A 20165-nucleotide genomic window follows, 5' to 3' on the forward strand; every position below is an offset into this window, starting at 1 on the left:
GACGTTGAGCGCGCTGTTCGCCGGTACCGCGGCGACCGCGCTCGGCTGCGCACTGCTGACCCCCGTGACCGCGACCGCGGCGACCGGGGATTACGAGTCCGAGGACGCGACGCTTTCCCAGGCCAAGATCGCCACGAACCATTCCGGCTACTCCGGCAAGGGATTCGTGGACTTCGAAAACCTCGTCGGCAGCTACGCCGACTACTCCGTCAACGCGGCCCAAGCTGGGACGCACACGCTGACTTTCCGCTATGCCAACGGAACCGCCGACGACCGGCCGATGAAGCTCGTCGTCGACGGCGGCGACAAGGGCACGGTTTCCTTCCCCAGCACGGGTTCCTGGACGACGTGGAAGACCGTCACCGCGACCGTCCAGCTCACCGCGGGCGTCAACCACGTGCGCACCGTTTCGGCGTCCGCGAACGGCGGGCCCAACACGGACAAGATCACCGACAGCTTCTCCGCCCCGGCCGACAACGAACCGCCGACGCCGCCGAAGAACTTCCAGGCGTCCAACATCCGGCCCACCGCGGCCGATTTCCGCTGGGACCCGGCCACGGACAACGTCGGCGTCACGCGGTACGAGATCAACCGCGGCGGCAACACGCTGAAGGTCGTGGACGGCAAGACCACCTCGGCGACCGTCGACCAGCTGACGCCGAACACGTCGTACGACATCTCGGTGATCGCCTACGACGCGGCGGGCAACCCGTCCCAGCCGAGCAACGTCGTCGGCGTGAAAACCCCGCCCAGCGACGACAAAACCCCGCCGAGCGTGCCCGGTTCGCTGAAGACCACCGGCAGCACCTCGGACAGCATTTCGTTGTCCTGGAAGGCTTCCACCGACGACAGCGGCTCCATCGCGGGCTACGACGTCTACCAGGGCAACGACGTCGTCTCGACCACCACGCAGACTTCGGCGACGGTCACCGACCTCAAGCCGAACACGTCCTACACCTTCACCGTGAAAGCGCGTGACCCCAACGGCAACGCCTCCGCGGCGAGCAACGCGGTCACCGCGAAAACCACCAGCAACACCGGGGCCGGCGGCGGAATTCCGTCGTACGACAAGGACATCACGAAGGTCGACCTCGGCTGGTCGGTCGGTTTCCTGCCGAACGGCAACGCTCTGGTGACCGAACGGGACCGGTTCGAACTGCTGCAGATCACGCCGGACGGCAAGAAGAAAACGCTCGGCAAGATCCCCGGCGTGGTCACCACGAACGGCGAGGGCGGGCTGCTCGGGCTGGCGATCTCGCCGCAGTGGAACACCGACCACGCGGTGTACCTGTACCACACGTCGTCCAGCGACAACCGGATCGTGAAGGTCACCTACGACGGCACCACGCTGTCGAAGACGACCACGCCGGTGCTGACCGGGATGTCGAAGAACCAGTACCACAACGGCGGCCGGATCGCGTTCGGCCCGGACGGCAAGCTGTACGCCACCGTCGGCGACGCGAAGCTCAAGGCCAACGCGCAGAACAAGAGTTCGCTCAACGGCAAGATCCTGCGGCTCAACCCGGACGGTTCCGCGCCGAGCGACAACCCGTTCTACGCCACCGGCGGCAACGCCCGGTACGTCTGGAGCTACGGGCACCGCAATCCGCAGGGCCTCGCCTGGGATTCGCGCGGACAGCTGTGGTCGTCGGAATTCGGCGACAGCAGCCAGGACGAGCTGAACCTGATCCAGAAGGGCGGCAACTACGGCTGGTCGGCGTGCGAAGGCACGATCGGCGACTGCAAGGGGACCATCGCGCCGAAGAAGACCTGGCCGACCTCGCAGGCCGGACCGTCGGGCATCGAGATCGTGAACGACTGGATCTACATCGCGGCGGTGACCGGCAAGCAGCTGTTCGTGGCGCAGCTCAAGGGCGACAGCGTCGGCGACGTGTCCGCGGTGTTCTCCGGCCGCTGGGGCCGGCTGCGCTCGGTGACCAAGACGCCGGACGGGCACCTGTGGGTGACCTCGACGAACAACGACAAGCTCGGCGGCACGCCGGACACCATCGACAACGTGGTGGTGCAGCTGAAGTTCCCCGGCGCGGCGTTCGCCGGATAAGCCGCGGCAGGGGTGACCGGAGCGGCGCCGGTCACCCCTGCCGCACCTTTTAGTGCCCGGCTTACTGCCCGGCGACCAGCTCGTAACAGCGGATGCGCGCCTTCGCGTCGAAGACCGGCACCGTGACCATGATTTCGTCCGCGCCGGTCTGCTTCGCCAGCTCCGCGAGCCGCGCCCGGACCTGCTCCGGCTCGCCATACGCCTGGGCGGCCCGGAAGTGTTCGAGCTGCGGAATCATCTCCGGTGCGAACTCGTACCCGGCGGCCTCCTCCGGCGTGAGCATCGGCTGATCTCCCCCGCCGCCGGTCAGCAGGTGGGATTTGAGCACGTTCATCGGCCCGGACAGGTACTCGGCCTCAGCCTCGGTGTCCGCGCAGATCGTCTCGACGCACAACAGCACGTACGGTTTCGAACGCCATTTCGAGGGCTGGAACTTCTCCCGGTAGCGCTCCAGCGAGGGCGCGGTGTTGTCCGGCCGGATGTGATGCGCGAACGCGATCGGCAACCCGCGCTCGGCGGCGACCTCCGCGCCCACCGGGCTGGAGCTGAGCAGCCACGGCTCCGGCACGGTCACTCCGCCCGGAAGCACCTTTTCGCTGCCGAGGTAGCCGAGAAGCTCGTCGACGTCGGCGTGATAGTCGGCTTCTCCCGCCGGTTCGGCCCCCCGGCGCAGCGCGCGGATGATGTCCGGATCGAGCGCGCCCGGCCCGCGTCCCACACCGAGATCGACCCGCCCGCCGTTGAGCGCGGACAGCGTCCCGAACTGCTCAGCCAACGCGAACGGCGCGTGATTCGGCGCGAGGACGCCGCCGGACCCGACGCGCACCCGGGACGTCACCGCGCCCGCGTGCGCCGCGAGCACCTGCGGGGACGCGCTGGCGATGGCCGGGGACCCGTGATGCTCGGCGAACCAGAGACGGTGATAGCCGAGGTCGTCGAGCCGCCGCGCGACGGCGGAAAGCGGTTCGAGCGCCGCGGTGGCCGACTGCCCGGCTTCGACCAGCGCGAGTTCAAGTGCGGAAAGCGGCAGATCGATCATGCCCCCTACGGTAGCGAACCCGGGGGTGTGGCGGCGGTGATTTGTCCACTGTGGACGAGGTCTTGACGGGAGTGGGGTGAGGGCCGGGGTGGCGGGGATTCTCTGGCGGCGCACCCGCCCAAGCCCGCGGCTGAGGCCTTGGCGGGCACTTCTCCCCCGCCCAGCCTCCGCGACTGGCCCAGGCGGGCCGCTGAGCAGCAGCACTCCGACCGGCTGGCAACCTGGACCGTTGTGAGAGTTTTTTCCGGTTAGAACCGGGATGGACACTCACAAGACGCGCACCCGCACTAAACCAGCGCTTCCCCGCACAAACCCGCTACTCGCCTTGGCGGCCCCCGGCCCCGCGCAGGCCGCCCGGGCCCCGCTCTCCCCAGGCACGGCACCGCAGCCGGGCTCGGCTGGCCCCGCTCTCCCCAGGCACGCCACCACAACCGGACTCGACAAGCCCCGCGCTCCCGAACACGCCACCACAACCGGGCTCGGCAGACCACCCCTCCCCCGCGACCGGCGCCGCAGCGGCTAACCGGTCCCTCGCCGAGGCCCGTCAGACAACCGCGTCAGGCCTCTTCTTCCAGCATTTCCGGCGTCACCGCTGATTCGGTGTCCGGGATGCTCAGCTCCTTCGCCCGCTTGTCCGCCATCGCCAGCAGCCGCCGGATCCGGCCCGCTACCGCGTCCTTCGTCATCTGCGGGTCGGACAGCTGGCCCAGTTCCTCGAGCGACGCCTGGCGGTTCGACAAGCGCAGGCGGCCCGCGGCGAGCAGGTGGTCCGGGGCGGTGTCGCCCAGGATCTCCAGTGCGCGCTCGACCCGGGCGGCGGCCGCGACGGCGGCGCGGGCCGAGCGGCGCAGGTTCGCGTCGTCGAAGTTGGCGAGGCGGTTGGCGGTCGCGCGGACCTCCCGGCGCATCCGCCGCTCTTCCCACTGCAGCACGCTAGTGTGCGCGCCGAGGCGGGTCAGCAGGGCTCCGATGGCGTCACCGTCGCGGACCACGACCCGGTCCGCGCCCCGCACCTCGCGGGACTTCGCCTGGATGCCCATCCGGCGGGCGGCGCCGACCAGCGCCAAGGCTGCTTCCGGACCAGGGCAGGTGACTTCCAGGGACGACGAACGGCCCGGTTCGGTCAGCGAGCCGTGCGCCAGGAACGCACCGCGCCAGGCCGCTTCGGCGTCGGCCACCCCGCCGGACACCACGGCGGCGGGCAGGCCGCGCACGGGGCGGCCGCGCTGGTCGATCAAGCCGGTTTGCCGCGCCAGGCCCTCGCCGTCCTTCACCACGCGCACGACGTACCGCGTCCCCTTGCGCAGGCCGCCGCTCGCGGTGATCACGTGCACGTCCGAATGGTGTCCGTACAGCTCGTGGATCTCCTTGCGCAGCCGCCGCGCGACCGAACCCGTGTCCAGCTCCGCCTCGACCACCACCCGGCCGGCCACGATGTGCAGCCCGCCCGCGAAGCGAAGCAGCGACGCGACCTCCGCCCGGCGCGGCCCGATCTTCGTGATCTCGAGCCGGCTCAGTTCGTCCTTCACCGCGGCGGTCATCGCCATGTACTGCCCCTCCTGCCTTTCGCTGCGCGCCCGCCGTCACCCACAGTGCTCCCCGCCGAGGCCGAGTGCCTCTCGCACGCACTGGGCGAGCGCACCAGGATCATGCCGTCCCACCACGTTCGGGTCGGCCACCGCCCCCAGGCAGGCCCTCGCTCCGAGGCGTTCGGCCGCCCGGCGCAGGCTTGCCGGGTCAGGGACGGAATCACGGTCCGCGACGACGGCGTCGACCCGCAGCGCGGGCGCGTGCTCGAAGAGTACGTCCAGATGCCGCTCCGGGGAGAATCCGCCGGTTTCCCCCGGTTGGGGGACCAAATTCAGCACGACGACCTTCGTCGCCGTCGTGCGCACGAGCGCGTCGTGCAGATCCGGGACCAGCAGATGCGGCAGCACGCTGGTGAACCAGGACCCGGGGCCGAGGAACACGACGTCCGCCTCCAGCACCGCCTCGATCGCCTCCGCGCAGCCGCGCGGCGGGCGTTCCTGGCGGCCGGCCGGGTGCAGCGTGATGCGATGCACCTGGCCGGGCGTGCTGGCGACCGCGACCTGGCCGCGGATGCGCCGGATCGCGTCCGGGTCCTCGCTGTCCAGTCCGCTGACCTCGCCCTCGATCTCCAGCGGCTCCGGCGACATCGGCAGCACCCGGCCGGAGATGCCCATCAGCCTGCTCGCCTCGTCGAGCGCGGCCACCGGATCGCCGAGCACCTCGAACAGCCCGGCGAGCAGCAGGTTGCCGACGGCGTGCCCGGCGAGCGCGCCGTCGCCGCCGAAGCGGTGCTGGAACACCTCCGCCCACAGCCGCCCGCCGTCCTCCGCGGCGAACGCGGCGAACGCCTGGCGCAGGTCGCCCGGCGGCAGCAGCCCCAGTTCCCGGCGCAGCCTGCCGGACGACCCTCCGTCGTCGGCCACCGTGACCACTGCCGTGACGGCGCGGGTGATCCGCCGGAGCGCGGTCAGCGTCGCGTGAAGCCCGTGTCCTCCGCCCAGCGCCACCGCGCGCACGTCACTCCCGGCCAAGATCCCGGTGCACCACCTTTACTGCCATGCCGTCCTCATTGGACAGTCGCTGGGCGAGTTCCTCGGAGATCGCGACGCTGCGGTGCTTGCCGCCGGTGCAGCCCACCGCGAGCGTCAGGTACCGCTTGCCCTCGCGCTTGTAGCCGGCGCCGATGAGCCGCAGCAGCTGGTGGTAGCGGTCGAGGAATTCCTCGGCGCCTTCCTGCGACAGCACGTAGTTGCGCACCTCGCCGTCGAGGCCGGTGTGCTCGCGCAGCTCCGGGATCCAGAACGGGTTCGGCAGGAACCGCACGTCCATCACCAGGTCGGCGTCCATCGGCAAACCGTACTTGTAGCCGAAGGACAGCACGGTGACGCGGGTCTGCGTGCTGGCCTCCGAACCGAACGCGTCCTCGATTTTCGCGCGCAGGTCGTGCACCGACAGCGCGGACGTGTCGAGCACCAGGTCGGCTTCCTCGCGCAGCGGCGAAAGCAGCTTGCGCTCGGCGGTGATGCCGTCGGCGAGCCTGCCGTCGCCCTGCATCGGATGGCCGCGACGGACCGATTCGAAGCGGCGCACCAGCACCGCGTCGGTGGCCTCCAGGAACAGCACGCGCGGCTTGTAGCCGCGCGCGTCCAGATCCTTGATCACCGAGGCCAGGTCGTCGGTGAAGGCGCGCGAGCGCACGTCCATCACCACCGCCACCTTCGTGATCGCCCCCCGCGCCTGCGCACCGAGCTCGACCATGGTGGCGATCAGCTCCGGCGGCAGGTTGTCGACCACGAACCAGCCGAGGTCCTCCAGGCATTTGGCCGCCGTGGAACGGCCCGCGCCGGACAGGCCGGACACGACCGCGACCTCCATCCCGCTGCCCCGTTGTTCCTTTTCCGCACTCACGTGTGCTTCCTTCCCGATCACGACCCCTGGTCCCCTCCCGGTACTGCTTGCGGTGCGGCGCCGGTCTCCCCGGCCAGTGCCGCCACCACGGCCTCGGCAGTGCGCCTGCCGAAACCGGGAACCGCTTCGATTTCCTCGACCCGGGCCTGCTTGAGCTTCTTCACCGAGCCGAAGTGCTTGATCAGCGCGGTGCGCCGAGCCTGCCCGAGTCCGGGCACACTGTCCAATTCGGACGCCTGCATGCGCTTGGCGCGCTTTTCGCGGTGGTAGCGAATGGCGAACCGGTGCGCCTCGTCGCGAAGCCGCTGCAGCAGATACAGCGCGTCGGACGTGCGCGGCAGGATCATCGGATCCGGTTCCCCTGGCAACCACACCTCTTCGAGCCGCTTCGCGAGCCCGACGACGGCGATGTCGGTGATGCCCAGTTCGGCGAGCACGTCCGCGGCCGCGGTGGCCTGCGGGCCCGCGCCGTCGACCACCAGCAGGTTCGGCGGATAGGCGAACTTGCGCGGGCGGCCGGTCTCCGGATCGATCCCGGCGCGCACCGGCTGGACCGCCTCGTCCCCGGCGTCCTCGGCGGTTTCCGAAGCGGTTTCCGTTGTCCCCGCGGTGTTTTCCGCGTTTTCGGCCGTTTCCTTGAGATAGCGGTGGAATCGCCGCCGCACGACCTCGGCGATGGACGCGACGTCGCCCTCGGTCGCCGCCTCGCGCAACGCGAACTTGCGGTACTCGGACTTGCGCGGCAGCCCGTCCTCGAACACCACCAGCGACGCCACGACGTCGCTGCCCTGGATGTGGCTGATGTCGATGCATTCGATGCGCAGCGGCGCACTGTCGAGCGCGAGGTAGTCCTGGAGTTCCTGCAGCGCCGCGGACCGCGCGGTGAGATCGCCCGCGCGGCGCAGTTTGTGCTGGGTGAACGCCTCCTTGGCGTTGCGCTCCACCGTTTCCGCGAGCGCCTTCTTGTCTCCGCGCTGTGCGACCCGCAGCCGCACCCGCGAGCCGCGCAGGCCGGACAACCATTCCGCGACCGCCTCGGCGTCCGCAGGCAGCTCCGGCACCAGCACCTCGCGCGGGACGACCGGGCCGGTCTCGACGTCGTCGCGGCCCACGCGGTCGGACTCCTCGCCGTAGAACTGGGTGAGGAAGTGGTCGACCAATGCCGGGACGTCCATTTCCTCGGCCTTGTCGATCACCCAGCCCCGCTGCCCGCGCACGCGCCCGCCGCGCACGTGGAACACCTGGACGGCGGCCTCGAGTTCGTCGTGCGCGAAGGCGACGACATCCGCGTCCGTGCCGTCGCCGAACACCACGGCCTGCTTCTCCATCGCACGACGCAACGCGCCCAGGTCGTCCCGCAGCCGCGCGGCGCGCTCGAACTCCAGCTCCTCGGAGGCCTGGGCCATCTCGCGTTCGAGCCGCTTCACCATCGCGTCCGTGCGGCCGGCCAGGAAGTCGCAGAAGTCCTCCACGATCGCCCGGTGCTCGTCCGCGGACACCCGGCCCACGCACGGGGCCGAGCATTTGTCGATGTAGCCGAGCAGGCACGGCCGCCCGATCTGCCCGTGCCTGCGGAAGACGCCTGCGGAGCAGGTGCGGGCCGGGAAAACGCGCAGCAGAAGATCGAGTGTTTCGCGGATCGCCCACGCGTGGGAGTACGGCCCGAAGTAGCGGACGCCCTTCTTGCGCGCGCCGCGGTAGACGTGCAGCCGGGGGAATTCCTCGTTCAGCGTGACGGCGAGGACCGGGTAGCTCTTGTCGTCGCGGTAGCGGACGTTGAACCGGGGGTCGAACTCCTTGATCCAGTTGTACTCCAGCTGGAGCGCCTCGACCTCGGTGCCGACGACGGTCCACTCGACGCTCGCCGCGGTGGTGACCATCTGCCGCGTGCGCGGATGCAGGCCGGACAGGTCGGCGAAGTACGAGTTGAGCCTGCTGCGCAGGCTCTTCGCTTTGCCCACGTAGATGACTCGCTTGGCGTCGTCGCGGAACTTGTACACGCCAGGCGAGTCCGGGATGCTCCCCGGCTGAGGTCGGTAGGTGGTCGGATCAGCCACGTGCCCACTGTATGGCGAGGGTCCGACAGTTTCCGTGAGACCCCTTGCGTGAGGCGGGAGAAGACGGCTGCTTCCGGCTCTCAGGAGGGCTGCTCCGCCGAATCCAGCAGGTACCGCGGCAGTTTGCTGCTCGCGGCCAGCACTTCGACGCCCAGCAGACGCCCGTCGTCGCCGAAGTCGAGGTTGATCATCCCGCCGACCGCGACCGGGTCGCAGGGGTACATGTGCGCCGACCTCGTGGCATCGGAATCGCCTGGGGCCACGAAATAGATGTAGGCCGCATCGGCCGCCCGGTCGTAGGTGACTCTGACCTCCGTCACTGCTTCTCCCCGCCTTCGCCGCGCGAAATTGCCCTGCCGTACCGTAGTTTCGCCGACCCGCCGAGCGATCAGGGAGCAGCCATGACCGTCCGCGTCGCCACCTGGAACGTGAACTCCATCGTTCCCCGGCTGCCCCGCGTGCTCGACTGGCTCGACAACACCGCGCCGGACGTCCTGTGCCTGCAGGAACTCAAGAACACCACCGAAGCCTTCCCCGCCGACGAGATCGTCGCGCGCGGATACGAGGTCGCCGCGTACGGGCTGGGGCGGTGGAACGGCGTCGCGATCCTCTCCAAGATCGGGCTCGACGACGTGGCGCGCGGGCTACCGGGCGAACCGGGTTTCGACGGACAGGCCGAAGCGCGTGCGATCGGCGCGACGTGCGGCGGGATCCGCCTCTGGTCGGTGTATGTGCCGAACGGGCGCGAGCCGGAAAACCCGCACTACGCCTATAAACTCGAGTGGTTCGAGAAGCTCGGCGATCTGGTCGGCGAAGAACTCCAGCACGCGCGCCCGTTCGCGGTGCTCGGCGATTTCAACGTCGCGCCCACGGACGAAGACGTCTGGGACATCTCGCTGTTCGCCGAGTCCACGCACGTCACCGAGCCCGAACGGGCGGCGCTGAAGAAGCTCCGCGACGCCGGGTTGTCCGACGTTTTCCCGCGTCCGCTGAAGTACGACCACCCGTTCACGTACTGGGACTACCGCGCCGGAAACTTCCCCAACAACAGGGGAATGCGCATCGACCTCGTCTACGGGAACGAGGTTTTCGCCAAGGCGGTCACCGATTCCTACGTGGACCGCGAAGCCCGCAAAGGCAAGGGACCGTCCGATCACGCGCCGATCGTCGTGGATCTGGAGCTGTAAGAACTCAGCCCTCGGTGGCGGTTCGGTGCAGCTTCCGCAGCGCGCGCACGGCCGTCACCGCGCGTTCCCGGTCCACGGCTTGCACGGCCATCACCGAGAAGTACTCGTCGTCGGGCAGTTCCAGCCGGGCCCACGAGGCACCGTCCGGGAAGCTGATCGACAGCACCTGGTCCCAGGTGAACACCCGCCGCGCCAGCACGTTGCGGACCTCGATGCCGGTGGCGTCCGCGCGGACCCGGGCATTGCCGAACAGCATCGTGCCCGCCGACAGCGCCACGCCGATGCCGATCATCGCGACCTGGTCCGACACCTCGAACACGACACCGGTCTGCGTGCTGCGCAGCAGGACCGCGACCACCACGAACACCGCGAGCAGCGCCACCGCCAGCACGCTGCACATGATCAGCGCCCGGCGCGGCCGGATCACGAGGGCGGTCTGCTGCTCGGTCATCACGCTCACACGAATCCCCGCTCGGTCCACGGTTTGCCCAGACTCCGCAGCACGTGCGCGGTGTCGAGCGCCGCCACGGCCGCTTCGTAGCCCTTGTCCTCCACGGAACCGGGCATGCCGGAGCGGTCCAGCGCCTGCTGTTCGGTGTCGCAGGTCAGCACGCCGTTGCCGACCGGCGTGCTCTCGTCGAGCGCGACCCGGGTGAGGCCGGCGGTGACCGCGTCGCACACGTACTCGAAGTGCGGGGTGCCGCCGCGGATCACGACGCCCAGCGCGACGACCGCGTCGTGGTTGCGCGCCAGCGCCTGCGCCGCGACCGGAAGCTCCACCGCGCCCGCCACGCGGACGACCGTGGGCTCTTCCTCCAGCTCGGCGTCCTTCGCCGCGGCGAGCGCGCGCTCCAGCAGCACGTCGGTGATCTTCGCGTTCCACCGCGTCGCGACGACCGCCAGCCGCAGAGACTTGCAGTCGCGCAGGTCGAGCGCGGCTTCCGGCCGCCCCTCGCCGCTCATCGCGTGGTGTCCTCCTCGGTGCCCGGGTCGGTCGCCCCGACCTGGTCGTAGTGCTCGAGCTGGCTGAGGTCGTGCCCCATCCGGTCGCGCTTGGTGCGCAGGTACCGCAGGTTTTCCGGGTTCGGCGAGATCGGCAAAGCCTCGCGGCCGGTGACGCGCAGGCCGTAGCCCTCGAGACCGACCCGCTTCGCCGGATTGTTCGTGAGCAGCCGCATCGACCGGACGCCGAGGTCGCACAGGATCTGCGCGCCGGTGCCGTAGTCGCGCGCGTCCGCCGGGACGCCCAGCGCCAGGTTCGCGTCGACGGTGTCCGCGCCCGCGTCCTGCAGCTGGTACGCCTGCAGCTTGTGCAGCAGGCCGATGCCGCGGCCTTCGTGCCCGCGGATGTACAGCACGACCCCGCGGCCCTCGTCGGCCACCTTCTGCAGCGCGGCGTCGAGCTGCGGGCCGCAGTCGCAGCGCAGCGAGCCGAAGACGTCGCCGGTGAGGCATTCGGAGTGCACCCGGACCAGGATGTCCTCGCCGTCGCCGATCTCGCCGTACACGAAGGCGACGTGCTCGATCCCGTCGAGCAGGCTGTCGTACCCGACCGCGCGGAACGTGCCCGCGGCCAGCGGGATCCGCGCCTCGGCGACGCGCTCGACCTGCTTCTCGGTGCGCCTGCGGTAGGCGATCAGGTCCGCGATCGAGATGATCTTCAGGTCGTGGTCGGCGGCGAACACTTCCAGCTCGTCGCGCCGGGCCATGTCGCCCTCGTCCTTCTGCGACACGATCTCGCAGAGCACGCCCGCCGGGTGCAGCCCGGCCAGCCGGGCGAGGTCGACCGACGCCTCGGTGTGCCCGGGACGGCGCAGCACGCCGCCTTCCTTGGCACGCAACGGCACCACGTGCCCGGGGCGGCGGAAGTCCTTCGCGGTGGCTTCGGGGTCGGCCAGCAGGCGGGTGGTGTGCGCGCGGTCGGCGGCGGAAATGCCGGTCGTGATGCCCTCGGCCGCGTCGACCGTGACGCTGTACGCGGTGCCGCGCTGGTCCTGGTTCGTGTGGTACATCGGCGGCAGGTCGAGCCGGTCCGCCTCGGACTCGGTCAGCGCAACGCACACGTAGCCCGAGGTGTAGCGCACCATGAACGCGAGCAGTTCCGGCGTCGCCTTCTCGGCGGCGAAGATGAGGTCGCCCTCGTTCTCGCGGTCCTCGTCGTCGACGACGACCACCGCGCGCCCGGCGGCGATGTCCGCGATCGCGGCCTCGATGGCGTCCACGTCGACCGCCGCGCCTGCTCCGCACGGGGTCCATCCGGTCTGCGGCTCGGCCGCCTTCGTCTCGCTCACGGGTGCTCCTTCGCTGCCGCCGCCGGGTGGATGTCACACATTGTGCGCGTTCGCCGCCACGTGTGGCGCAGTGAGCTTCTCCACGTACTTCGCGACGACGTCCACTTCGAGGTTGACGAGGTCGCCTTCTTCACGCCTGCCGAGCGTCGTCACCTCGAGCGTGGTGGGGATCAGCGCGACCGAAAACCGGTCCTCGGAGATGCTCGCGACGGTGAGCGAAACGCCGTCCACCGCGATCGAGCCCTTCTCCACGACGTACCGCGACAAGGCCGGGGGCAGGGAGAACGTGGTCACGCCGCGCTCGTCGCGCGAGATGAAGACGCCGGTGCCGTCGACGTGGCCCTGCATGATGTGCCCGCCGAGCCGCCCGCCCGCCGGGGTCGCGCGTTCGAGGTTCACCGCGTCGCCGACGGCCACCTTCGCGAGGCTCGAACGCTGGAGTGTTTCGTTCACCACATCGACGGTGAACTCGCCGCCGGAGACCGTGACGACGGTCAGGCAGACGCCGCTGACCGCGATCGAATCGCCGTGGCCCGCGTCCGAGGTGACCAGCGGGCCGCGCACGGTGAGCCGAGCCGCGTCGGTGAGCTGCTCGACCGCGGTGACCTCGCCGACCTCTTCGACAATTCCCGTGAACACTGCTGCCTCCTCGCCCGGCCACCATCCTCGGTGGCCCTTCCATCCAACACCCGTCCGGCTCCGGGAGCTTCCCGGGCCGGAAGGTCAGCTGACGCGGAGGCGGGCGGCCTGCTCGCGCAGCGCGGCGACGGCGCGGCCCGGGTCCTCGGCCCCGTAGACAGCCGAGCCCGCGACGAAGCAGTCGACGCCCGCTTCGGCGGCCTGTTCGATGGTGTCGGCGTTGATCCCGCCGTCGATCTCGACGACCAGCTTGAGGTGGCCGGTGTCGACCAGCCGGCGCGCGGTGCGCACCTTCTCCAGCACGTCGGCGATGAACGACTGCCCGCCGAAGCCCGGTTCGACCGACATGACGAGCAGCGTGTCGTAGTGCTTGAGGGTTTCCAGATGCGGTTCGAGCGGCGTGCCCGGCTTGATCGACAGCCCGGCCTTCGCACCGGCGGCGCGCAGGTTCTTCGCCAGCTTGACCGGGTCCGCGGCGGCTTCCACGTGCACGGTGACGTTGTACGCGCCCGCCTCGGCGTAGCCGATCGCCCAGCGGTCCGGGTCGTCGATCATCAGGTGGCAGTCGAGCGGCAGGTCGGTGGACTTCAGCAGCGACTGGACCACCGGGAGGCCGAGGGTCAGGTTGGGCACGAAGTGCGCGTCCATGACGTCCACGTGCACCCAGTCGGCCCGGGTGTCCCCGGGGTGCGCGACGGCCGCGATCTCCTCGCCGAGCTTGGCGAAGTCGGCGGACAGGATGCTGGGTGCGATGAGAGGTGAAGCCACGACCCGAGTGTAAGAGGACCCCGTTCCCGGCTGTTCACCGGCCGTGACCGCACCGGAGTTCGCTTTCCGGACACCGGGCGCTCATCCGGATTCTCCGTCTCGAACATATCGGCGAGCACTAATGGGTCACGTCCGGAAATTCCGGACGGGAAGCATTTCGAGGAGAACCATGAGAACGGTCTTGGCAGGCCGCCGCAAGTGGCTGGCCGCGGGCGCGCTCGGCGTCGCGATGGTCGCCGCCGCCCCGGTCGCGATCGCCGGGCAGGGCAACCAGGACGACCAGGCCGCGCGCGCCGCTTCGGCCGGCGCGGGCGACCGCACGCAGGAGATCCGCCAGGCGATCCAGGGCGGACACGCGCGCAACGTCATCCTGTTCATCGGCGACGGCATGGGCCAGTCCGAGATCACCTCCGCGCGCAACTACGAGCGCGGCGCGGCGGGACGGCTCGCGATGGACGAGTTCCCGCTGACCGGCGACTACACCACGTACGCGGTCGAGAAGGGCAACCCGGCGAAGCCGGACTACGTCACCGACTCCGCGGCGTCCGGCACCGGCTGGGCGACTGGCACGAAGACGTACAACGGCGCGATTTCCGTGGACGCCTACGGCAACCCGGTCCCGACGCTGCTCGAACTCGCCAAGCGCAGCGGCCTGCGCACCGGCGACGTGACCACCGCCGAGGTCCAGGACGCGACCCCGGCCGTGCTCGGCGCGCACGTCGTCGACCGCGACTGCAAGGGTCCGCAGGAGACCTCGAAGAAGTGCGCGCAGAACGCCAAGGAGAACGGCGGCGCGGGCTCGATCTCGGAGCAGCTCGTGCAGACCCGCCCGGACGTGCTCCTCGGCGGCGGCGCGAAGTACTTCGACCAGAAGGCCACCGCCGGGCAGTTCAAGGACAAGCCGGTCCTGGAGCAGGCCAAGGCCGCCGGGTACACCGTGGTGAACACCGCGGACGACCTGGCCAAGGCCCGTCCCGGCAAGCCGCTGCTCGGCCTGTTCGCGCCGGGCAACATGCCGGTGAACTGGACCGGCCCGAAGGCCGTGCAGGGCGGCACCGCGCCGACCCGCTGCACCCCGAACCCGGCGCTGCCGAAGACGCAGCCGAAGCTCGTGGCGCAGACGCAGAAGGCGTTGCAGCTGCTGGAAGACCGGCGGAGCAACAAGGGCTTCTTCCTCCAGGTGGAGGGCGCGTCGATCGACAAGCAGGACCACGCGGCCGACCCGTGCGGGCAGATCGGCGAGACGATCGACTTCGACGCTGCCGTCGCCGCTGGGCTTGCCTACGCGCGCAGCCACACTGACACGCTCGTCGTGGTGACCGCGGACCACGGGCACACCAGCCAGATCGTGTCCAATGACGCGAAGACGCCTGGTCAGACCGCCACGCTGATCACCAACGAGGGTGCGAACATGACCCTCAACTACGGCACCGCGCTGCCCGGTTCCTCGATGGAGCACACCGGGACGCAGGTCCGGATCGCGGCTTACGGGCCGCAGGCGGCGAACGTCGTCGGGCTGACCAACCAGACCGACCTGTTCGGCACCGTGAAGCGCGCTCTTCGCCTGCGCTGAGCCTCAAGTCCGTGAGGGGAGCCCTGAGGGAATCTGATTCCCTCAGGGTTCCCCTCACGGCTTTTCACGCGGGCGAGGGCAGCAGGTCGAGAGCTTCCGACCACGGGCGGCGCGGGTCGAGCCGGTGCAGCCGGACGCCTGCTTCGGTCAGGGTGTCCAGATGCCGCTGCCAGGCCGGGTGATGCGCCCGGGTCGGCTGGGTCTGGTACGCCACGACGATGGTGATCCCCGGTGTGCCGAGGACATCGCCGAGCAAGGTGAGTGCCTGGTTGTCGGCGATTCCCAGCGCCAGCTTCGCCACCGAATTAGCCGAAGCGGGCGCGAAGAGGAACACCTTCGGGTCCGGGTGCGGGCGTGGTTCGCCGGGCAGCCGGGACGCGCTGCGCACCGGAAGGTCCGTCGTGGCTTCGAGTTCGCCCAGGCCGCCGGTCGCTTTCAGCCAGCCCCACGCGGTCGGGGTGAGGGTGATGGCGAGCCGCCAGCCGCGGGCGACCGCTGGTTTCGCCAGCTCGTCGGTGAACCGGGTGTCCAGCCCGCCGCACGAGCTGGCGACCAAACCCAGGTCTGTCACGGTTTGCGCAGCACCGCGCAGAACATCGCGTCGGTACCGTGTCGATGGGGCCACAGCTGGACGTACGGGCCGTTGCCGAGTTGCGGCACGCCGGGGAAGAGCTCGCGGGCGTCCAGCACCTCGGACTTGGTGCGGCGGGCGGTTTCGCCTACCACGCCTTCGGTTTCGGCCAGGTGCGGCGAGCACACCACGTACGTGACGATGCCGCCCGGACGCACCAGGTCCAGCGCCGCCATCAGCAATTCGCCCTGCAGCTTGGTGAGGTCCGCGACGTCCGACGGCTTGCGTCGCCACCGCGCTTCGGGGCGGCGGCGCAGGGCGCCCAGGCCGCTGCACGGGGCGTCGACCAGGATCCGGTCGTAGCCCGGTTCGAGGCCGGATTCGCGGCCGTCGGCGACGTGCACGGTGACCGGCAGGCCCTCGGTGGCGTTTTCGATCAGCCGTGCGCGGTGCGGGGCCTTCTCGACCGCGTCCACGCGCGCGCCGCTGATCTTGGCCAGCGCACCCAGCAACGCCGCTTTGCCGCCGGGTCCCGCGCACAGGTCCAGCCAGCGCTCGTCGGAGCCTTCCAGCGGAGCCTTGGCGACCGCGATGGCGCACAGCTGGCTGCCTTCGTCCTGCACCGCGGCGAGGCGTTCGCGCACCGGTTCCGCGTCGGCCGGGTCGCCCGCTCCGGCGGGCAGGTGCACGCCGTAAGGCGAATACGGCGCGGTGTCGCCGCCGGTGATCGCGGCCAGTTCGTCGGCGCTGATCTCGCCGGGCCGGGCGACCAGGTGCACCTCGGGGCGGGCGTCGTCGGCTTCGAGGGCGGCCTTCAGCTCAGCGCCCTTGTCCCCCAGCGCTTCCGCGAACGACCGGGCGACCCAGCGCGGGTGCGCGGTGCGGAGCGCGTACGCGCCGATGGGGTCGGTGGCCTCGTCCGGCGTCAGCTCGTCCAGCCACTGCGCTTCGTCCTTCGCGGACACCGCGCGCAGGATGGCGTTCGTGAATCCCGTTGCCCACGAACCGGCTTCGGCGCGCACGAGGTCCACAGTGGACCCGACTGCGGCGTGCTCCGGGATCCGGGTGCGCAGCAGCTGGTAGACGCCGAGGCGCAGCGCGTCGAGCACCACCGGGTCGGTTTTCTCGATCGGCCGGTCGGCGCACGCGGCGATCACCGCGTCGAGCAGGCCCTGCGCGCGGGCCGAGCCGTACGTCAGCTCGGTGGCCAGCGCGGCGTCGCGACCGCTGACCCGGCGTTCCCGCAGCAGCTGAGGCAGGACGAGGTTGGCGTACGCGTCCTTCTCGCGCACGGCGCGCAGCACGTCGAAGGCCACCTGACGGGCCGGGTCGATCTCCGGCGGACGCCGCGGCCCCTGTTTGCGCGGAGCCGGACGGCCCCGCTGCGGCCGTGACGGCCGTCGTTCTCCACGCTCGTTCACTGGAGGCGCTCTCCTTCGTCGATCCTCGTGCCGCGCGCCCAGTCGGTGGCCGCCATCCGTTTCTTTCCGGCCGCCTGGACCTCGCCCAGCCGCACCGGTTTCGTCGCCGTGCCCACGAGCACGCGCTTGCGCTCGACCACCAGCTCGCCCGGCCGCGGCCCGGGTTCGTCGAGCACGGTGACCGGCCCCAGCTTGAACCGCTCGCCGCGGAACTCCGCCCACGCGCCGGGATCCGGCGTCACCGAACGGATGTGCCGGTCGACCGCCGAGGCCGGGTCGGCGAACGAGATCCGCGCGTCCTCGACGGTGACCTTCGGCGCGTAGCTCATGCCCTCGCCCGGCTGCTCGACCGCGCGCAGCGTGCCGTCCTCGATGCCGTCCACGGTGGACACCAGCAGGTGCGCCCCGGACTCGGCGAGCCTGCCGAGCAGCGCCCCGGACGTGTCGGCCGGGCCGATCGTCTCGGTCACCACGCCGAACACCGGCCCCGCGTCGAGTTCCTTCACGATCCGGAAGGTGGACGCGCCGGTCATCTCGTCCCCGGCCCGGATCGCCGCTTGGACCGGGGCCGCGCCGCGCCACGCGGGCAGCAGCGAGAAGTGCAGGTTCACCCAGCCGTGCTTGGGGATGTCGAGCGCGGACTGCGGCAGCAACGCCCCGTACGCGACGACCGGGCAGACGTCCGGAGCCAGCTCGCGCAACCGGGCGAGAAACGCCGGGTCGCCGGCACGCGCGGGCGTCAGCACCTCGATGCCGTGCTCGTCGGCGAGGGTCCCGACCGGGGACCGCAGCACCTTGCGGCCGCGCCCGGCCTGGGCGTCCGGCCGCGTGACGACCGCGACGACCTCGTGCCGCCCGGATTCGATCAGCGCGCGCAGCGACGGCACGGCAGGCTCCGGGGTGCCGGCGAAAACGAGACGCATCACCGCACCTCCGGAAGGGAAAAGGGGATTTCAGGCTGGTCGGACATCGGAAGGAAGTCTAGAAGACCCCCTCCCCGGCGGCGCGGCGCGGGCGGCCAGCCGCGGCGGGCGCCAGGATCGGGTATATGACCACGCTGAAGGCGACCCTGCACGACGACCTGACAACCGCGATCAAGGCCCGCGACCAACTGCGCTCGGCCACGCTGCGGCTGACCCTCTCGGCGATCGGCTACGAAGAAACCGCTGGCGACACGGCCCGCGAACTCTCCGACGACGAGGTACAGAAAATCATCACCCGCGAGGTGAAGAAGCGCCGCGACGCCGCCGAAGCCTTCGAAAAGGCAGGCCGCGCGGACTCGGCGGAACGCGAACGCGCCGAGGCGGAGGTCCTCACCGCCTACCTGCCCGCCCAGCTGTCGGACGACGAACTGCGCACGCTGGTCACCGAAGCAGTGACCGAAACCGGTGCCTCCGGGATGGCTGGCATGGGCGCGGTGATGAAGGCAGTACAGCCGAAGATCGCCGGACGCGCCGAAGGCTCCCGCGTCGCCGCCGAGGTGAAACGCCAGCTCTCCGCCAGCTGACCGCCCGGTCTCTGCTCCCACCACCGAGGTCCGTGAGGGCCACCTTCACGCCCCCTGATTCCTTCAGGGTTCCCCTCACGCCCTCGGCAGTCCCCGCGGGAAGCCACCGGACTTGGTTCCCCTCACGGAACCCTTCGCGGCCCTCCCCCCTCACCGCACGACCGCACCCAATGTGGCATTGGGTGCGTCAGATGCACCCAATGTGGCGTTCGGTGCGTCAGATGCACCCAATGCCACATTGAGGTTTTCTCAGTAGCGTCCGTGGTGTTCGTGGTGGGTGAGGACGAGGGCTGCTTGGGTGATGTGGCCGATGCGTTTTGGGCAGAGGGTGACGTGGCGGAGGGCTGCCCAGCGGGTTTTCAGTATTGCGGCGGCGCGTTCGCCGAGGCAGCGCAGGCGGGTGTGGAGCAGGTTGACGGTCTGCTCGTCGAGGGTCAGGGGCGGTCGGCCGGCGGCCTTTTTGACCGGGGTGAGGATGCCGGTGCCGGCGGCGTGGTAGGCCTTGTCGGCCAGGGTTTTCAGGCCCTGGGCCGCGGCTGCGGTGAGAGCGCCGGTGATGCCGTGGTCACGCGCGGCGGTGAGGTCGTTGCGCGAGCCCGGCGTGACCGGGGAGACCCAGAGCGGGTAGCCGTCCGGGCTGGCGAGGAACTGGACGTTGCCGCCGAAACGGCGGTGTTTGCCCGAGTACCACAGATGCACGGTGGCGCCGCGGTTGCGGCCTTTGGTTTTGGTCGTGGTCGCCGCGACCCGGTCGCAGCCGATCAGGGCGCCGTCGAGGACCACGTGCGTGTCCCCGGCGGCGCGGCGCTGCTCCAGGACCTGGTGCAGGTCCGGGGCCTGGGCGGCGAGCGCGGTGATCGCCTCGTGCAGGTACCGGTAGGCGGTGGCGACGCCGACGCGGTGGTCGGCGGCCAGCCGGTGCACCGGGACGGCGTCGCGGAACCAGGCCAGCACCAGCACCGCCTGGCGATACGGCGACAGCGCCCGCCGGTGCCGGCGGGTGCCGCGGCGGCGGCGCTCGGCGCGCAGGACGCGCGCGACGAACAGGGCAAGCTCGCGCGCCACGTCAAGCGTGGCACCATAGGCAATCACGTGGGGCCCCTGGGTTTTCCCGGACTCGATCTTCAGCAAATCCAGTCCTACCAGCGGCCCCACGCCCCATCTCCCGGCGACACGCACACCGCCCAGCCCTACTGAGAAAACCTCATTGGGGCGCTAGCCCCCACCCCTCACCCACCCCTCACCCACCCGCCACCCGCGAACCCAACTCATCAAGGCACCCAAGCCCCGCGCCCCACCTCCTCACCGCAACCCGCGCTCCCAACCCCACCAAGGCACCCACACCACCCCCTCAACCACAGCCCGCCCACACAAACCCGCCAGCGCACCTAAGCCCTGCGTCCCACCTGCCCAGCCGCACCCGCGCGCACAACCCCACCAACCACCCAAGCCCCGCGCCCCACCACCCCAACCGCAGCCTGCGCACACAAACCCACCAACGCACCCACACTCCCCCGCACCCCGATACGAAGCCAAAAACGCGGACGGCGGGTGCTTGTCAAGGCATCTTTCCCGCCTTGAAAAGCACCCCCCCGCCGGGCTGACAAAAAGC

Annotated in this window: 18 protein-coding genes and 1 pseudogene; 4 read left to right on the forward strand and 15 right to left on the reverse strand. The window is 70.5% G+C overall.

Going from position 1 to position 20165, the window contains the following annotated elements; translation table 11 throughout:
• Positions 1-13: 13 nt before the first annotated feature.
• Positions 14-2059: pseudogene (locus tag ACWGIC_RS25925) on the forward strand (PQQ-dependent sugar dehydrogenase); the annotation flags it as partial.
• Between the two features lie 64 nt (positions 2060-2123).
• Here the strand turns inward: ACWGIC_RS25925 and ACWGIC_RS25930 are convergent.
• The 6 genes from ACWGIC_RS25930 to ACWGIC_RS25955 all read right to left on the reverse strand — a co-directional run bounded on the left by ACWGIC_RS25930 (position 2124) and on the right by ACWGIC_RS25955 (position 8916).
• On the reverse strand, positions 2124-3101 hold the full coding sequence (locus ACWGIC_RS25930; protein WP_452078517.1) for an LLM class flavin-dependent oxidoreductase: 978 nt from the start codon (positions 3099-3101) through the stop codon (positions 2124-2126).
• Positions 3102-3658: 557 nt separating this feature from the next.
• Positions 3659-4648, reverse strand: a complete 990-nt coding sequence (whiA, locus tag ACWGIC_RS25935) for a DNA-binding protein WhiA (RefSeq protein ID WP_093574335.1) — start codon at positions 4646-4648, stop codon at positions 3659-3661.
• 36 nt (positions 4649-4684) lie between these two features.
• The gene (locus ACWGIC_RS25940) at positions 4685-5647 is read right to left on the reverse strand and encodes a gluconeogenesis factor YvcK family protein (protein WP_452078535.1); all 963 of its coding nucleotides are present in this window, start codon (positions 5645-5647) and stop codon (positions 4685-4687) included.
• A 1-nt stretch (position 5648) separates the two neighbouring features.
• A complete protein-coding gene (gene rapZ / locus ACWGIC_RS25945) occupies positions 5649-6506 on the reverse strand; it encodes an RNase adapter RapZ (RefSeq protein WP_020658140.1) in 858 nt (285 codons plus the stop codon).
• Between the two features lie 50 nt (positions 6507-6556).
• Entirely contained in the window at positions 6557-8596 is a 2040-nt protein-coding gene (gene uvrC, locus ACWGIC_RS25950) for an excinuclease ABC subunit UvrC (protein ID WP_452078518.1), read from the reverse strand.
• 80 nt (positions 8597-8676) lie between these two features.
• On the reverse strand, positions 8677-8916 hold the full coding sequence (locus ACWGIC_RS25955; protein WP_452078519.1) for a DUF2283 domain-containing protein: 240 nt from the start codon (positions 8914-8916) through the stop codon (positions 8677-8679).
• Positions 8917-8997: 81 nt separating this feature from the next.
• Between ACWGIC_RS25955 and ACWGIC_RS25960 the strand changes: the two genes are divergently transcribed.
• On the forward strand, positions 8998-9783 hold the full coding sequence (locus ACWGIC_RS25960; RefSeq protein WP_452078520.1) for an exodeoxyribonuclease III: 786 nt from the start codon (positions 8998-9000) through the stop codon (positions 9781-9783).
• A gap of 4 nt (positions 9784-9787) precedes the next feature.
• Here ACWGIC_RS25960 and ACWGIC_RS25965 read toward each other — a convergent pair whose 3' ends face one another.
• The 5 genes from ACWGIC_RS25965 to rpe form a co-directional block, all read right to left on the reverse strand.
• A complete protein-coding gene (locus tag ACWGIC_RS25965; protein WP_452078521.1) occupies positions 9788-10234 on the reverse strand; it encodes a PH domain-containing protein in 447 nt (148 codons plus the stop codon).
• A 5-nt stretch (positions 10235-10239) separates the two neighbouring features.
• Positions 10240-10746, reverse strand: a complete 507-nt coding sequence (gene ribH / locus ACWGIC_RS25970; protein ID WP_452078522.1) for a 6,7-dimethyl-8-ribityllumazine synthase — start codon at positions 10744-10746, stop codon at positions 10240-10242.
• Positions 10743-12074, reverse strand: coding sequence for a bifunctional 3,4-dihydroxy-2-butanone-4-phosphate synthase/GTP cyclohydrolase II (locus tag ACWGIC_RS25975; protein ID WP_452078523.1), 1332 nt, complete (start codon positions 12072-12074; stop codon positions 10743-10745). Before ACWGIC_RS25975 ends, ribH begins: the two co-directional genes overlap by 4 nt.
• A 33-nt stretch (positions 12075-12107) precedes the next feature.
• Positions 12108-12713, reverse strand: coding sequence for a riboflavin synthase (locus tag ACWGIC_RS25980; protein WP_452078524.1), 606 nt, complete (start codon positions 12711-12713; stop codon positions 12108-12110).
• Positions 12714-12797: 84 nt separating this feature from the next.
• Positions 12798-13481, reverse strand: coding sequence for a ribulose-phosphate 3-epimerase (rpe, locus tag ACWGIC_RS25985; protein WP_452078525.1), 684 nt, complete (start codon positions 13479-13481; stop codon positions 12798-12800).
• Positions 13482-13650: 169 nt separating this feature from the next.
• Here rpe and phoA point away from each other — a divergent pair, with 169 nt between their 5' ends.
• A complete protein-coding gene (gene phoA / locus ACWGIC_RS25990; RefSeq protein ID WP_452078526.1) occupies positions 13651-15054 on the forward strand; it encodes an alkaline phosphatase in 1404 nt (467 codons plus the stop codon).
• 64 nt (positions 15055-15118) lie between these two features.
• Here phoA and ACWGIC_RS25995 read toward each other — a convergent pair whose 3' ends face one another.
• From ACWGIC_RS25995 to fmt, 3 genes are read right to left on the reverse strand one after another with little or no spacing between them, the layout of a single operon-like run.
• Positions 15119-15625 carry a flavoprotein gene (locus tag ACWGIC_RS25995; protein ID WP_452078527.1) on the reverse strand — a complete coding sequence of 169 codons (507 nt, stop codon included), beginning with the start codon at positions 15623-15625 and terminating at the stop codon, positions 15119-15121.
• The gene (locus tag ACWGIC_RS26000) at positions 15622-17046 is read right to left on the reverse strand and encodes an RsmB/NOP family class I SAM-dependent RNA methyltransferase (protein ID WP_452078528.1); all 1425 of its coding nucleotides are present in this window, start codon (positions 17044-17046) and stop codon (positions 15622-15624) included. The genes ACWGIC_RS25995 and ACWGIC_RS26000 overlap by 4 nt, the downstream gene beginning before the upstream one ends.
• Entirely contained in the window at positions 17043-17969 is a 927-nt protein-coding gene (gene fmt, locus ACWGIC_RS26005) for a methionyl-tRNA formyltransferase (protein ID WP_452078529.1), read from the reverse strand. Before fmt ends, ACWGIC_RS26000 begins: the two co-directional genes overlap by 4 nt.
• Before the next feature lie 125 nt (positions 17970-18094).
• Here fmt and ACWGIC_RS26010 point away from each other — a divergent pair, with 125 nt between their 5' ends.
• Complete coding sequence (locus tag ACWGIC_RS26010) at positions 18095-18553, forward strand: GatB/YqeY domain-containing protein (protein ID WP_452078530.1); 459 nt, start codon at positions 18095-18097, stop codon at positions 18551-18553.
• Between the two features lie 249 nt (positions 18554-18802).
• On the opposite strand, the gene ACWGIC_RS26015 is transcribed toward ACWGIC_RS26010, so the two are convergent.
• On the reverse strand, positions 18803-19645 hold the full coding sequence (locus ACWGIC_RS26015) for a transposase family protein (protein ID WP_452078536.1): 843 nt from the start codon (positions 19643-19645) through the stop codon (positions 18803-18805).
• Between the last annotated feature and the right edge of the window lie 520 nt (positions 19646-20165).

The organism is Amycolatopsis sp. NPDC054798 (assembly GCF_053611505.1).